Source organism: Pseudomonas sp. KH_017, from assembly GCF_057840285.1.
On record NZ_CM174509.1, the window covers coordinates 6,313,681 to 6,328,191 of the forward strand.

Annotated in this window: 13 protein-coding genes; 7 read left to right on the forward strand and 6 right to left on the reverse strand. The window is 60.9% G+C overall.

All coding sequences use genetic code 11. The annotated features are described in order from the left end of the window. Positions 1 to 100: 100 nt before the first annotated feature. The 6 genes from folE2 (at position 101) to AC3IT6_RS28905 (ending at position 4,713) form a co-directional block, all read left to right on the forward strand. Positions 101 to 997 (forward strand): GTP cyclohydrolase FolE2, encoded by an 897-nt coding sequence (gene folE2 / locus AC3IT6_RS28880; protein WP_489353869.1) that lies wholly within the window; start codon positions 101 to 103, stop codon positions 995 to 997. Continuing rightward, on the forward strand, positions 994 to 1,662 hold the full coding sequence (locus tag AC3IT6_RS28885; protein ID WP_489353870.1) for a metal ABC transporter ATP-binding protein: 669 nt from the start codon (positions 994 to 996) through the stop codon (positions 1,660 to 1,662). The genes folE2 and AC3IT6_RS28885 overlap by 4 nt, the downstream gene beginning before the upstream one ends. Continuing rightward, complete coding sequence (locus AC3IT6_RS28890) at positions 1,662 to 2,528, forward strand: metal ABC transporter permease (protein ID WP_489353871.1); 867 nt, start codon at positions 1,662 to 1,664, stop codon at positions 2,526 to 2,528. The genes AC3IT6_RS28885 and AC3IT6_RS28890 overlap by 1 nt, the downstream gene beginning before the upstream one ends. A gap of 11 nt (positions 2,529 to 2,539) precedes the next feature. Beyond that, entirely contained in the window at positions 2,540 to 3,415 is an 876-nt protein-coding gene (locus tag AC3IT6_RS28895) for a metal ABC transporter substrate-binding protein (RefSeq protein WP_489353872.1), read from the forward strand. Continuing rightward, positions 3,412 to 3,714, forward strand: coding sequence for a hypothetical protein (locus tag AC3IT6_RS28900; RefSeq protein WP_489353873.1), 303 nt, complete (start codon positions 3,412 to 3,414; stop codon positions 3,712 to 3,714). Before AC3IT6_RS28895 ends, AC3IT6_RS28900 begins: the two co-directional genes overlap by 4 nt. 120 nt (positions 3,715 to 3,834) lie before the next feature. Next, positions 3,835 to 4,713, forward strand: coding sequence for a His/Gly/Thr/Pro-type tRNA ligase C-terminal domain-containing protein (locus AC3IT6_RS28905; protein WP_489353874.1), 879 nt, complete (start codon positions 3,835 to 3,837; stop codon positions 4,711 to 4,713). A 139-nt stretch (positions 4,714 to 4,852) separates the two neighbouring features. On the opposite strand, the gene AC3IT6_RS28910 is transcribed toward AC3IT6_RS28905, so the two are convergent. After that, the gene (locus tag AC3IT6_RS28910) at positions 4,853 to 5,374 is read right to left on the reverse strand and encodes a DUF3617 domain-containing protein (RefSeq protein WP_150753798.1); all 522 of its coding nucleotides are present in this window, start codon (positions 5,372 to 5,374) and stop codon (positions 4,853 to 4,855) included. A 132-nt stretch (positions 5,375 to 5,506) separates the two neighbouring features. On the opposite strand from AC3IT6_RS28910, the gene cls reads away from it, so the two are divergent. After that, the gene (gene cls, locus AC3IT6_RS28915; protein WP_489353875.1) at positions 5,507 to 6,946 is read left to right on the forward strand and encodes a cardiolipin synthase; all 1,440 of its coding nucleotides are present in this window, start codon (positions 5,507 to 5,509) and stop codon (positions 6,944 to 6,946) included. On the opposite strand, the gene cfaB is transcribed toward cls, so the two are convergent. From cfaB to hflK (AC3IT6_RS28940), 5 genes are all read right to left on the reverse strand, one after another. Further along, positions 6,943 to 8,127 (reverse strand): C17 cyclopropane fatty acid synthase CfaB, encoded by a 1,185-nt coding sequence (gene cfaB, locus AC3IT6_RS28920; RefSeq protein WP_489353876.1) that lies wholly within the window; start codon positions 8,125 to 8,127, stop codon positions 6,943 to 6,945. The two genes, cls and cfaB, sit on opposite strands and share 4 nt — an antisense overlap. 220 nt (positions 8,128 to 8,347) lie before the next feature. Continuing rightward, positions 8,348 to 10,258, reverse strand: a complete 1,911-nt coding sequence (locus tag AC3IT6_RS28925) for a cation-translocating P-type ATPase (protein ID WP_489353877.1) — start codon at positions 10,256 to 10,258, stop codon at positions 8,348 to 8,350. Continuing rightward, entirely contained in the window at positions 10,255 to 11,313 is a 1,059-nt protein-coding gene (gene hflK / locus AC3IT6_RS28930) for a protease modulator HflK (RefSeq protein ID WP_489353878.1), read from the reverse strand. The genes AC3IT6_RS28925 and hflK (AC3IT6_RS28930) overlap by 4 nt, the downstream gene beginning before the upstream one ends. Continuing rightward, complete coding sequence (gene hflC, locus AC3IT6_RS28935) at positions 11,310 to 12,350, reverse strand: protease modulator HflC (protein ID WP_489353879.1); 1,041 nt, start codon at positions 12,348 to 12,350, stop codon at positions 11,310 to 11,312. The genes hflK (AC3IT6_RS28930) and hflC overlap by 4 nt, the downstream gene beginning before the upstream one ends. Further along, the gene (gene hflK / locus AC3IT6_RS28940; RefSeq protein ID WP_489353880.1) at positions 12,347 to 14,305 is read right to left on the reverse strand and encodes a protease modulator HflK; all 1,959 of its coding nucleotides are present in this window, start codon (positions 14,303 to 14,305) and stop codon (positions 12,347 to 12,349) included. The genes hflC and hflK (AC3IT6_RS28940) overlap by 4 nt, the downstream gene beginning before the upstream one ends. Positions 14,306 to 14,511: the final 206 nt, after the last annotated feature.

The following is a 14,511-nucleotide window of genomic DNA, read 5'->3' on the forward strand; positions in this document are numbered from 1 at the left end:
TGGTGGTTGCGCATGATGAAAGTCCGTTCATGAAAAAGGCATCGTCGATTGTATTGTTATACTATAACATGTCAAATCAACTCCCACGATGGACCTGCTCATGAATGCGCTGACTCTGCCGGATATCGCCGCGCAGGCCTCACGCCAAGCCCTGCCACTGGAGTGGGTGGGCATGTGCGGCATTGATCTTCCCGTTTTGTTCGATGGCCAAAGACTGAATGCAAAGGCCGATGCCGGCGTAAGCCTCGACGATGGCAACGCGCGTGGCATTCACATGTCACGGCTCTATCTGGCGCTTGAATTGTTGGAGCAGGAAAGCCTTTCACCGGCTTTATTGCGGCGGGTTTTGCAGCGTTTTCTTGAGAGCCATGAGGGACTATCCAGCAGCGCACACCTAACCATTCATACCGATTTGTTGCTGAAAAGGCCGGCGCTGATCAGTCCACTGGCTGGCTGGAAAAGCTATCCGGTCAGCATCGAAGCACGTTTGAAAAACGCGATGTTCCACGTGGAACTAAAAATCGATGTGCCTTATTCCTCAACCTGCCCGTGTTCCGCAGCCCTTTCTCGACAGTTGATTCAGCAGCAGTTCGTCGATGATTTCGCCAACAAGCCACTGCAACACGCCGACGTTTTAACGTGGCTCGGTTCCACGAACGGCATAGTCGCCACACCTCACAGCCAACGCAGCAGCGCAAAGTTGTGCGTACGGCTGGCTGATTTTCTGGACGAGTTGCCTCTGATCGCTGTCATCAACGACGCCGAAGCCGCACTCGGCACCGCCGTTCAAACAGCGGTAAAACGCGCCGACGAACAAGCCTTCGCCCTGGCCAATGGTCAGAACCTGATGTTCTGCGAGGACGCCGCACGCCGTTTGAACCTGGCTCTGAAACGCTCCGCGGGCATCAATGCCTTCCACATTCGTGTGACCCACGCCGAAAGCCTGCACGCCCATGACGCGGTAGCCGAAAGTCGTTTCAACTGGGAGGCCGAATGATTGCCTGCCATGCCTTGCGCTGGGGCGCACCGGGGCAGCCACTCACACCCGCGCTGGACTTCGAACTGTCGCAGGGCAGCCTGATCGCCATCATCGGCGCGAACGGCTCCGGGAAAAGCAGCCTGTTGAAGGTCATCGCCGGCTTGCAAAAACCGTTGGCCGGAAAGGTTCGACTGAGTGTTCCACTTAAAGGCGGAGTGTCGTTCCTGCCCCAGCAACAACACCTGGACAGGCAATTTCCGATCAGCCTTCAGGCATTGGTCGCCGCCGGTTTCTGGGGCAACAAACAGTCACCCGAGATCCGCAGCCAACGACTTAACACCGTCCTCGAAAACTGGTGCCTGAACGGCCTGGAAGATCGACCCTTGATGGCCCTCTCCGGCGGCGAACTGCAACGCGCCCTGCTCGCCCGGTTGAGCCTGGCCGATGCACCCTTGCTGTTGCTCGATGAACCCCACGCGGCCCTCGATGAGCTCGGCCAGGCATTGCTCTGGAAGCACATACAGGATTGGCACCTCGAGGGCCGGACACTGATGGTCGTATGCCATGACCTCGCTGCTGTCCGCGAGCACATCCCACACACGTTGCTGATCAAAAGCAGCGGTTGCGCATTCGGCCCGAGCACCGAACTGATCCGCCAACCACCACAAGTGCAGGTGGCCTGATGAACGCTGCTGCGCATCTTTGGCAACCGTTCCACGAGTTCGTGTTCATGCGTCGGGCGTTGCTCGGCGGTTTGCTCCTGGCGTGCAGTACGGCACCCCTTGGGGTGTTTCTGATCCTCAGACGCATGAGCCTGATCGGTGACGCTGTCGCCCACGGCATCCTTCCCGGTGCGGCTCTGGGTTTCTGGTTTGCCGGGTTGAGCCTCCCGGCGTTGACCATTGGCGGTCTCGGCGCCGGCCTGAGCATGGCCGGCCTCGCGGCCTGGATTACACGGCGCACCGGCCTGCGAGAGGACGCCAGCCTCGCGGCGATCTACCCGATTTCCCTGGCCGGCGGCGTGCTGATTCTCGGCATCGCCGGCAAACGCCTGGACCTGTTGCACCTGCTGTTTGGCTCGGCGCTGGCGGTCGACGGCCCGACCTTGACCGGCATGCTTTGGGTGTCGGGCCTGAGCCTGATTGCCATGGCACTGATCTACAAACCACTGCTGCTCGACACCCTCGACCCGCTTTTCCTGCAAACCGTCAGCCGACTCGGCCCACTGGCCCATGGCGTGTTCCTGACGCTGGTGGTGTTGAATCTGGTCATCGGTTTCCAGGCGATCGGCGCGTTGATGGTGGTCGGCTTGATGATGCTGCCTGCCGCCGCGGCGCGTTTCTGGAGTCGTCGCCTGCCGGTGCTGATCGTCGTCACCGCCTTGCTCGGCAGCCTCTCGGTGTGGCTCGGTTTATTGATCTCGTTCTATTACTCGCTGCCCAGTGGCCCGGCAATCGTGCTGGTGGCCGGCGGTGGGTATCTGTTGTCCGTGGTGTTCGGGCCGGTGCACGGCTTGCTGCGCCGCCCGCCTTTGCTTACATCCCAATGAGGTGTTACCCGATGCGCGCTTTACTCGTGCTGTTCAGCTTGATGGTGTCGATGTCACCGTCTGCCGCCGAAAAACTTCAGGTGGTCACCAGCTTCAGCATCCTTGCCGACATGACCCGGCAGGTCGGCAGGGAGCATATCCAGATCACCAACATGGTCGGCCCGGACGCGGATGCCCATACCTACGAGCCGACACCGGACGATGCCAAAGCGCTGCTCAAGGCCAGGCTCATCATCAAAAACGGCCTGGGTTTCGAGCCCTGGCTGGATCGCCTGGTGACGAGCACAGAGACCCGGGCGCCGGTCATCAGCGCGAGCCACGGTGTCATACCGCGTAGCCTGGATGAAGACGGCGAAACCGTTCCCGACCCGCATGCCTGGCATAACCTGGCGAACACCGAACTGTACATCGCTAACATCACCAAGGCGCTGATCGCCGCTGACCCGGCGAACACCGCCGACTATGAGCGCAACAGCCAGGTGTACCTGAAACAGGTCTACGCCCTGCTCGCCGAAGCCAAGGCCAAACTCGGCTCACTGCCACCGGGCAACCGCAAGATCGTGACGTCCCATGACGCCTTCGGTTATCTCGGCCAGGCCTACGGCATCGAGTTCATGGCACCTCAAGGCCTGTCTACCGAGCGTGAACCTTCCGCCGCCGAAGTCGCCGCACTGATCACCCAGATTCGTCAGGCCAAGGTCAAAGCCGTGTTCATGGAAAACATCAAGGACGCCCGCCTGCTCAAGCAGATCGCAGAAGAAAGCGGCGCGCAGATCGGCGGCACGCTGTACTCCGATGCCCTGGCGGCGAGCGGTCCGGCCAGCACCTTCACCGGGTTGTTCGAGTACAACCTCAACACCCTGTACAACGCGTTGAGCAAGCCATGATCCGCAAGAACCCTTCAGGAGATTTACCGCTGATTGACGAGTCGGCCTATATCGACAAGACGGCGATCATCTGCGGCAAAGTGGTGATCGGCGAGAACGTGTTCGTCGGGCCCTATGCCGTGATCCGCGCTGACGAAGTCGATGACTCAGGCGACATGCAGCCGATCACCATCGGCGCCAACACCGACCTCTCGCAATACCCGCCGGTGAGCGTCAGTGCCTCGGAGTTTTCCGAAGACGTGGCGCGCACCAACGTCGACCTGGTGCGCGGCTACAAAGCCCTGCAAAACGAGTTCTGAAGCGGGTGGCCAAAAACAGCCAACGTGTCAGGACAAATTGCCTGCCACGACAAACGTCTTAATGTTTGCCCCTATGGTTTATGCGATAACGCTCGTTAGAAGCACGTGAGTACGCCGACCATGATCCAGATCACCCTGCCCGATGGTTCATTGCGTGAATACGATCAGCCACTGTCCGTGCATGAGGTGGCCGCCAGCATCGGCGCCGAACTGGCCAGCGCGGCCGTGGCGGGAAGGGTCGACGGTGTACTGGTGGACTGCGAATACATGATCGAGGCGAATGCCCGGGTCAGCATTGTCACCCCCCGGGAGCCGGACGGTCTGGAGATCCTGCGCCGCTCCTGTGCATTGATGCTGGCGATGGCGGTCAAGCAACTCCACCCTCATGCGCAAATGCGTGCGGGAAAGGAATTGGGCGACGGTTTCTTTTACGAGTTTGCAGTCGAGCAACCGCTAACCCCGGCAGACCTGCCCCTCATCGAAGCGCGCATGCAGTCACTGGCAGCGACCAATCACTCGATCCGTCGACGGCCGACGCGCGAAGCAGTGTCGCTGTACCGTCTAGGGGACACCGAGTACCAGAGCCATGGACCGCACGTCCCCACCACCAAAGTCTTGCAGGCGTTTGCCCTCGATCACATCAGCGGCACGTTGCAACAACGGATCTACGGCACCTGCTGGTCCAGCCATCAGGAACTGCAACACTGGCGCGTTCCACCCCATGTGGTCGTCGTGAGCATGGATGACCGCCAGGCGACTTATGCACAAGCGGTGACCGAATCCTTGCGCCAAAAAGGTGTGCGCGCCAGGGCCGACCTGCGTAACGAAAAAGTCCGCTACAAGATTCGCCAGCACAGCCAGACCGTGCCGTACCTGGTGGTGGTTGGTGAAAAAGAACAAGCTGGGGGGTTTGTCAGTGTGCGCAGTCGCACGGGGGAGGATTTTGGCCGGATGGCTGTCGAAGCGGCGTGTGACTGGTTGAGTCGGCCGGGGATCTAGGGCGGCTGGAAGGACGCCTTCGTCGGAACGCCGCCCGGACCAAGCCCGCTCCCACATTGGTTTTGTGAACACCACAGATCCAGTGTGGGAGCGGGCTTGGTCCGGGCGGCGTTCCGACGAAGGCGATCCGAGGAAGCTTTTAAGCTCTTGGCTTCACAGTACCGCAATCCTGCCCCAACCAGACGGCGCGGGATTCGAGGCTGCCCTTCTGCTGAAGGCCGGTGGCGTTGAACGTCCCGTTGACCTTGGTGGTGAACTCGCGATCACTGAGGAACGTCGCCACGCCGGCACCCTGGGCTCTCGGGCAGCTGAAACGGAATTTCCACTGATTGCCGGAGCGGTCGGTGATTTCCTGTTTGCAGCCCGACTGCGGATCGGTCAGCGGAATGTTGTCGGTCTTGACCTGCTCAGGGGTCAGGCATGCCCGGATCCCTTTGCCACCCATGGTGATGCCCTGCTTTTCCAGCTGGGCGCGCTGCTCAGGGGTCATCTGGCTCTGGATCTGGCCGAGGATCAATTGCAGGTCCGGCATATTCTGCTCGTCGACCTTCATGTTGCTCGTGGTCATCTCCCACAATCCTGGTTGCAGCATTTGCGCGTGAGCCGCCACAGGAAGTGCCAAACCCAGTGCCATGGCCAAACCCAGCAGACGAACGTTCATCGAGTAACTCCTGATCAGTAGTGGCCGTTAGACGTCAGCTGCGGGCTTCGGTTCATGGGCCAATTAATTAGCGACATTCTGCACGGAACATGGTCTGTTAAGCACTGAATCTTCAGGAGCAAGGCAGCCCCCATGGATTATTTCGGACCGCATATTTTCGGTTACACCATCGCCCTGCTGCACTCGCTGGGCATGATCGCGGCCATACACGCCGTGTTGACCGTCCGTACCGCCCAAGGCTCGATCGCCTGGGCCCTGTCGCTGTTTTTCATCCCTTACCTCACGCTGATCCCGTACCTGATGTTCGGCCGCAGCACCTTTGATGGCTACATCAAGGCCCGGCGGCAGGCCAACGAGGAGATGCGCAAGGCCGTTTCCGAACTCAACTGGCGACCCTGGGTAGAAGAAGCCCTCACCGCCCGCGCTTCTTCTGCCTACGCCTCACTCAGAGCGATGCCCAAGCTCGGACACATGCCCTGCCTGGCCAATAACCAGACGCGGCTGTTGATCAACGGCCAGTCGACGTTCGAGGCCATTTTCGATGCCATCAGCCAGGCGAAAGAAGCCGTGCTGATCCAGTTTTTCATCGTCCACGACGACCGTCTCGGCCAACGCCTGCAAACTTTGCTGTTGAAGAAAGCCGCCGAAGGCGTGGCGATCTACCTGTTGTATGACCGAGTCGGCAGCCACTCCCTGCCCAACGGCTACGTGCAGGCCTTGCGTGATGGCGGGGTCGAGGTCAAGGCTTTTGGCCCCCGTAGTGGCTGGTTCAATCGCTTTCAGGTGAACTTCCGCAACCATCGCAAGATCGTGGTGGTGGACGGCATTCTCGGCTTCGTTGGCGGGCACAACGTCGGTGACGAATACATGGGCGAGAAACCGCCCTTGGCCCCTTGGCGCGATACCCACGTGCAAGTGCGCGGGCCAGTGGTGGCGTGTATGCAGGAGTCTTTCGCTGAAGACTGGTTCTGGGTGGCGCGTGCCCTGCCGCCGCTGATCCTGCCTGAGGTTTATCCGGAAGACGGCGTGCTGTGCCAGTTGCTCGCCAGCGGGCCGGCAGACGCCTGCGAAACCTGTTCTCTGTTCTTTGTCGAGGCGATCCATGCGGCGACGGAACGGATCTGGATCACCAGCCCGTATTTCATCCCCGATGAAGCCGTGTTCGCAGCATTGCGCCTGGCGGCACTGCGCGGTGTGGATGTGCGCCTGCTGTTGCCGTCTCGGCCCGACCACCGAATCGTCTACGCCGCCTCCAGCCTCTACGCTTTCGAAGCCGTGCGCGCCGGTGTGAGGGTGTTCCGTTACGAGCCCGGATTCCTGCACCAGAAAGTGGTGTTGATCGACCGTGAAATCAGCGCCATCGGCAGCGCCAACCTGGACAACCGTTCGTTCCGGCTGAATTTTGAAGTGATGTTATTGACCGTCGACAGCGCCTTTGCAGCCGAGGTGGAACAGATGCTCAACGATGATTTCGCCAACGCCCACGAAATCGCCAAAGGAGAAGGCCGGGAGACCCACCGCCTGCAGCAGGTCGGCATGCGGGTCGCCCGGCTTATTTCGCCGATTCTCTAGAGGTAGATATCGTCGCGGGTCCATGGCAGTTCATGACTGCCATCGGCGTGGGCCTTCACTGCGAGAATCTGGTGCAGGTTGATCCAGCCGCGGGCGAACGCGTAGGCGCAACCGGCCAGGTACAGCCGCCAGATGCGCAGGACTTGTTCCGGTACGAGCTTGGACGCCGCTTCGAGGTTGTCTTCCAGGCGTTCGCTCCAGTGATCGAGCGTACGAGCGTAGTGCAGGCGCAGGCTCTCGACGTCGACGATTTCCAGCCCCGCCTCACTGATCTCGGCAGAGATCATCGACAGGTGCGGCAGCTCGCCATTGGGGAACACATATTTCCCGATGAAATCTCCGGCACCACGTCCTACCGGACGGCCATCAGTGTATTTGGCGGTGATCCCGTGGTTCATCACCAGGCCACCCTCTTTCACCGCGCCGAACAAGGTATTGCAGTACTCGGCCAGATTGGCATGACCAACGTGTTCGAACATACCGACGCTGACCACTTTGTCGAAACGGCCATCCTGCGGCAGATCGCGATAGTCGAGCAGTTGCAGCTCGACCAGGTCGTCCAGGCCCTCCGCTTTTACGCGTTCCCGGGCCAGGGCCAACTGCTCCTTGCTGAGGGTGATACCGAACACTCTCGCGCCAAATTCCCGCGCCGCAAAACGCGCCAACCCGCCCCACCCGCAACCCACATCCAGCAAATATTCGCCGGGCTGCAGGCGCAGCTTGCGGCACAAATGACGGAACTTGGCTTGCTGCGCCTGCTCGAGGCTTTCGCTGCCGGTCTCGAAGTAAGCGCAGGAATACGCCATGTCGCTGTCGAGCCACAGCTGATAGAACGCGTTGGAAAGGTCGTAGTGGTAGGAAATCGCCTTGGCGTCCATCTCTTTGTCGTGGGCGCTACGAACGGGCTGATTGTCGTCGTCTTCATTAAGCAACGCCTGGCTCCATTCATCGCAGACGCGGATCACTTCGCTGATGGAGCCTTCGAGTTCCAGTTTGCCTTCGACAAATGCAGCGCCAAGGGCGTCCAGGCTTGGATGGGTAAACTGGGTGACCATTTGTGGGTCCTTGACCACAATAGTGACGCTGGGCGCCGGTCCCAGATTGAGTTCATGGCCATCCCAGAGTCTCAGGCGAAGCGGTAATTGCAGATTCTGTAAGGCCGGTGGAAGATGCGCGAGCATGGAGAATCTCCCTTGTTTCATACGTCTAAACAGAGGGTAGACCATCTTTGAAAAATAGCTGGCTATCGAATTAATAGCCGATTTCCATGATTCGCGACGCCTGCACCTGCCGCCGCGAACGCACAAAAAAGATGTGCCCTCATCTCCAATGACTACGAACCGGGCGCACAGTTCTAAAAAGTTGAAGCCCCCGTGATTACCCGATTTAGAGCATTCGCCTTCAGGTTTCGTCCTTGAGCTTGAGCAACGGCTCCTGGAACCGCAGCAAACGACCGGCATTGCCCAACACCAACAAGGTGCTGAGGTTATGCAGCAACGCCGCAATCATCGCCCCGGCAGCGCCGAGCCAGCCGAACGCGGCGAAGGCCACGATCGCCAGGGTCCAGCCCAATCCGATGATCACATTCACCTGCAACGTCTGGCGGCACTGACGACTCAGGCGCACGCAAGTGCCGAGGCGGCGCAGGTCGCTGCCGATCAGCACGATGTCCGCCGATGCCAGGGCGATATCTGCACCGCCCGCGCCCATGGCCACACCCACCACGCCAGCCTTGAGGGCCAGGGAGTCGTTGATGCCATCGCCGACCACCATCGGCCGGAAGCCGCTGTCGATTTCCTTGAGCACGCGGTTCAGTTTGTCTTCGGGCAGGGCTTGCGCTTCGACGTCACTGATCCCGACATCCCGAGCGAGCGTTTGCGCGACGCTGTGGCGGTCACCGGTGAGCAACAACTGGCGGCCCAAGCCCAATTCGCGCAACTCACCCAAAGCAAATTGCGCCTCGGGTTTGACGCTGTCGGCCAACAACAGCCAGGCAAGGAATTCACCGTTGAGCGCCAGCCCGGCAATCGGACCGTCATGATCGGGAACCGTTGTTGTGCTGATGCCCAGTTGCGCAAACAACTCCGGCCGGCCGAGCGCCGCTTCGCCCTGCTCGGTCATCGCCACCACGCCCAGGCCCTGGCGCTCATGAATGTCAGAAAGCAGCAGGAAATGCTCCTGGGTCACCAACCCCGCAAGCGCACGGCTGACCGGGTGACTGCTGGCCGAGCCGAGGCTGGCGGCGAGCTTCAGGACATGGCTGCGGTCCTCCAGCGGACTGTCGATGGATTGCAGGCGCAAGGTGCCGAAGGTCAGCGTCCCGGTCTTGTCGACCACCAGCGAAGTCAGGTCCGCCAACTCTTCGAGGAACGCAGAACTGCGGATCAGAATCCCGTGGCGTGCCGCTACCGCTACCCCGGCAATCGCCGTGGCCGGTGCCGACAACACCAGCGCACAAGGACAGGCTGCCACCAACACCGCAAGCATCGCTTGAGCGTTGTTGGTGATGAACCAGGTCACCGCCGCCAACAGCAACACCAGCACCATATAGCTGCCCGCGTAACGCTCAAGCAAACGAGTGATCGGCGGTTTCGAGCGCTCGGCGTTTTGCATCAGGGCGATGACTTTGCCGAGGGTCGATTCCTGGCCGGTGCGGGTCACTTCGATTCGCAGCAGACCGTCGAGGTTGATCGCGCCCCCGAACACCGACATGCCGACGCCCGCTTCCATCGGTACCGATTCGCCGGTAATGGAGGCAGTGTCCAGACTGGCCTGGCCGGACAACACCCGACCATCCGCCGGCACCCGGTCCCCGGCGCGGACCTCGACCAGGTCGCCGGCCTTGAGCGTGCCATTGTCGACTTCAATGATGGAGCCGTCCGCCTGCACCTTGCGCGCGTGGCTGCGGGTCAGTTTACCGAGTGCGTGAATCGCCTCCTGGGAACCGATCACGCTGCGCTCCTCCAGCACGTGACCGAAGATCATGATGATCGGCAACAGAGCCGCCGTCAGCAGATCCCCGGTGGCCCAGGCACCCAGCATGGCCAGGGCAATCAATTGATCGGTGATGCCATGCAGGCTTGGATAACGCAGGCTGTACCAGGCCGAGCGCATGACCGGAACGGCGACCAGCAGCGAGGCAAAACCCAGCAGCAGCTGACTGACGCCAGTTTGCTCAGGCGCCAGCCAACGCCAGATTAATCCCAAGGCCAGCAAGCCCAATGCGAGCATGGCCAGGGTCAGCTGGCGCGCGGCGCGGCGCTGTTCAGCCGAAGACAACAGGCTCGGTGCGACGGCGGTTTGAGCGGTCATTGTGCAGCTCCCTGAATGATCAGGCGGGAATCGTCTTTGGGATCGACCGTCGTGACCGAACCGGCCTGACCGAGAATTTTCGGCAACCGCTCGCGATAAATGCGCAGCAGCATTTGCGGGTCAGTGCCCTGTTGTTGCGCCTTGGCCAGGCTCAACACCGTGGCCGTGTCAGTGGATGCTTTGGCCAGTCGTTCACTGGCCTGGGCATGGGCAACCTGTAGTGTTCTGTCGGCTTGCTCGTTGGCAGTTTGTGTCAGCTTTTCGGCTTCGGTACGCGCATTGGCCACGGCTTTGTCGGCCTGCTGGCTCGCTGTGAGTACCGCATTGAAGGCATTCACTGCCGGGCTTGGCAGACTCGATTGCACATCGACCCGCGCCACCTCGATCCCCAGTCCCTGCCCCGTCGCCGTGAGTTCAGCAAGACGCTGGTTGATGCCCTGCACCAGATCGCCTCGCAAGCGCTCGCGTCGTTCCGCCGCCTGACTGTCAGCACCGATCAGTTCTGGCCGGGCGACCAGAATCGTGTCCAGATCGCGGGCGGCGGTGAGTGCTACAGCGCTGCGGGTGACCAACCGATCCAGTGCCGGCAACACATGTTCGCCTTGAAGCACGAACGCGTAAGGTTCGGTGACTTTGTAGAAAACCCGAACATCCAGTTGCACCACACCGGCATCACCCGTTAACAGATAGCCGGAGCCTGCGAGGGCATCGCTGATGGGCGTGGCAAAACTGGCCACGCGATCTGCCTGGATCGCGGCACCACTGCGCAACAGACCTTCCACTCGACGCTCGATCACCCGCTCCGCCGCCGGCAACAAAATCACCTGCTCGAACGGTTGTGGCCATGCCAGTAACAGCCCGGCATTCTGAATGCGATCCAGCGCACCGAAATGCAAAACCACCGCGCGATTTTGCGGATCGATCTGCCGCACATTGGAAAACGCCCAAGCCAATGCCGCCAATACTGTCACCGCATACAAGGCCAGAAACGCCAAGCGCCCGGCCTGAATCCAGGGGCTGCTCAATTCATTTGTTCCACGTGGAACCAAACTCATGGCTGCGATCCGGACTTGTTGTCGAGGCTCGGCGGACCGTCAACCAACACCCGGAACGGTGCGGCATCGGTGCGCAGAATCAGCTTGGTCCCTGGCGTTACCACCGTGCCCAAGGTGTCGAGCGAGCGCAGCAGGTTGTAGAGCTGCGGCGATCCCGCGTAGGCGCGACCGTAAATCTGCGCCGCTTCCACCCGCGATTGCGCTTCGATATCTGCCGCTTTCACTGTGGCATCGGCCTGCACAATTCGCGCATCACGCTCGGCGGCGGAACGAATTTGCGCGGCTTCACGCTTACCGATAGCCGTGCGTTCAGTGGCGATGGTTTCGCGCTCGGCACGCATCCGGTCGACCGTCGCGGTGAGCGTCACCGAAGGCAGCGTCAATCGTTCGATACCGACCTGCAACACGCGCACACCATAAGTGGTGAGCAGTTGCTGATCGATTTGCTTGCGCAGTTGTGCTTCGAAATCGGCAATGCGCACCTGACTGGCATCGGTATTGACCAGGTTCGCCAGATCAAAACTGCTGGCGGTGGTTTCCAGTGCGGAGCCGACAAAGGTACGAATCTGCCGCGCGGCTTCATCGGGCTGGTTCTGCACCGCGCGCATGAAACGTTGCACGTTGTCCGGATCGCCCTGCACCTGCCACGCCACGTAGGCCTGGACGATGATGCGCAAACCGTCCCGCGTACCGACATCCTGCAAACCGCTGGACGTGGTGCGCAGTCGCAGATCCACCGGGATCGCCGCCTCGAACGGTGCCGGCCAGCGCCAACCCAGTCCCGGCTCCAGCAAGACTCGCGATGGATTGCCGAAGCGCGTGATCACCGTGGCCTCACCGGAGCGCACCTGCACCAGGCTTGCGGCAGCGACCGCAAACGCCACCAACAATGCCGCCCAACCCATCCGACGCCACGGGAATGGACCGGCCTCCTGCGGATCGCCGTGGTGATGATGATGGTGGCCGTGGTGGTGCCCGCCATGGCTGTGATCGTGGCCGGCGTGGTCATCGTGGTCGTGGGTATGGGACTGGCTCAATTGGCAGCTCCTGGCTGAGCGGTTTTACGCGACGGCGCAGGGTCAACCGGCAGCGTGAACGTACGGAGGTCGATGGTCGGCGCATTGCTGCTGCCGCCCAGTCGATGATCAAGAATCAGCAATCTGGCGTTGGCCAAACCCTGGGACAACTGGCTGAAATACTGCTCCAGCACAAAGGCCTGGCCAGCGCTGGCATAGGCTTTTTGCTCGGCGTTGAATTTCAGGTCTGCGGCCTGGGCGCCAGCGTTGATTTCACGGGCGCTGGCTGTCGCCTGATCGCGGGCGATGCTGGCCTGCAACTGCGCCTGGTTGGTGGCCTCGGCAGCCGCGCCGCGTTCACGGGCGATCAAGGCTTGCGCGCCAATCTGCGCCGCTTGCACGCCGTGATAGGCATTGGCTGCACCGGCCGGCGGATGAATCGCTTCGACCACCGTGGCGAGAATTTCCACGCCGCTGTCGAGTTTTTGCAGGTCAGCCTGCACCGCACGGCCGATCTCTTCGGCCAGCCCTACCCTGTCCTCGCCGAGCAAACCGTCGAGGGTGCGCGAGGCGAAGTCGTGAACGAGGATTCGGCTGGCGGTGCTGCGAATCAACATCGGCACATCGGCACTGTTATAGGTCGCGGCCAACGCCGCCTCATCGCTCAGACCAATGCGATAGACGAAGCGCACGTCCATGTTGACGACCTGAAAGCTCTGCTTGTCGGCTCGGCTGCTGGCGATCACCTGGGATTTGTCGTTCACATGACTGGCGTCCCACAAACGATTGGCGATCGCCGGGGCCGGGCCTTCAGCGGGGTCGGCCTGAATGGGGGCTGTGGTTTCGCCAACACTGGTGGCCAACTCGTGAACCACGCCATTCTCGACGCTCAACACCCGGCCCAAAGGCCAAGGCAAACCCATATGCAAACCTGGGCCGAACACCTCCACTGGCTTGCCGAATCGTTCGTAGATGCCACGCCCTTGCAGGGCAATTTCGTGAATACCGGTCAGTGACCAGCCAACCAGCGACACCACCGCCAGCACCGGCAGGAACGCCCGACGCATGTAAGTGAAAGCCCAGATCTGCCGCAGATCGATGCCGAAGCGGTTATGCAATTCGTGCTGCAACGCCAGCAATGGCTGTGGTGGCCAGCGCAGCATGTCAGCGACAAAACTGCGCGCCAACAGCTCCGGCTCAAGGCGTTCGCGGCGCGGGCTGAACAATGACAACACCGCGCGCAGCAACAGCTCTGCCGCCACCAGCCCCGGCAGCAGTCCGATCAACACCGCCAGACGTACAGGCCATACCGAGGTTTCATTGGCAAACAACAGACAAAAAGCACCGAGCACCAGGCTGATGATCGCCACACGGATCAATTGCGCCAACGTAGCGGCTTCAGGCCATTGCGCGGTGTTTTCCTGCGCCAGATGGCGCTCCATCACCAACAGGCCGAACGCCAACAGCAAAAAGCACGCAGCCCCGACAGTGGCCGACAGGCCCAGCGCTGCCGGGGGCAACGTGAGGTTCCAGGCCTGTTCCACGCCCAATACCGCCAACAATGCCCAGCCGCCAAGCCACAGCGTCGGCGCGCCGATTTGCCCGAGCAGGTGCTGCGATTGCTGGCTGATCCGGTCCAGCAAACGCTCATACCACCCCGAAGGCGCGGCAGACTCGTCGACAACGACCACCGGCACTTCGGGACTCATGGCGCGGGCACGCCACTGGGCCACCCACCAAGCCGATTGCGAACCCGCCATCAACACCACCGACGCCGCGCTCAGGTTCAGCAGCAACGCTGGCCACAGTGTTTGCGACGAAAACAGCCCGACAAAAAACGCTAGCAGCACACCCACCGTCGCGAGTACGCCCGCACCGATGGCGAACTGGCGCAAACGCCGCCCTTGAATGACCGCCTGCTGAAAGCGCGGCAACCCGGCTAACGGCGCTTCATCAACATCGAGATCGACTTGCATACCACCCCAGAGTGTCTTCGCTTACAGAACAATTCGTTACGATATAACGAAATGGTGAAATTTCTGTTTTCAAGCGCGCTATCTAAAGATTCCCAAGCTGTCGCTTAGCTGAAGCCTTGACCGAAATACGGCAAAACGCACATATTACGATCGTAATTTTATCCAGGTACTACTTTTACCCATCCCTACCCCCCTTTCGATCCAGG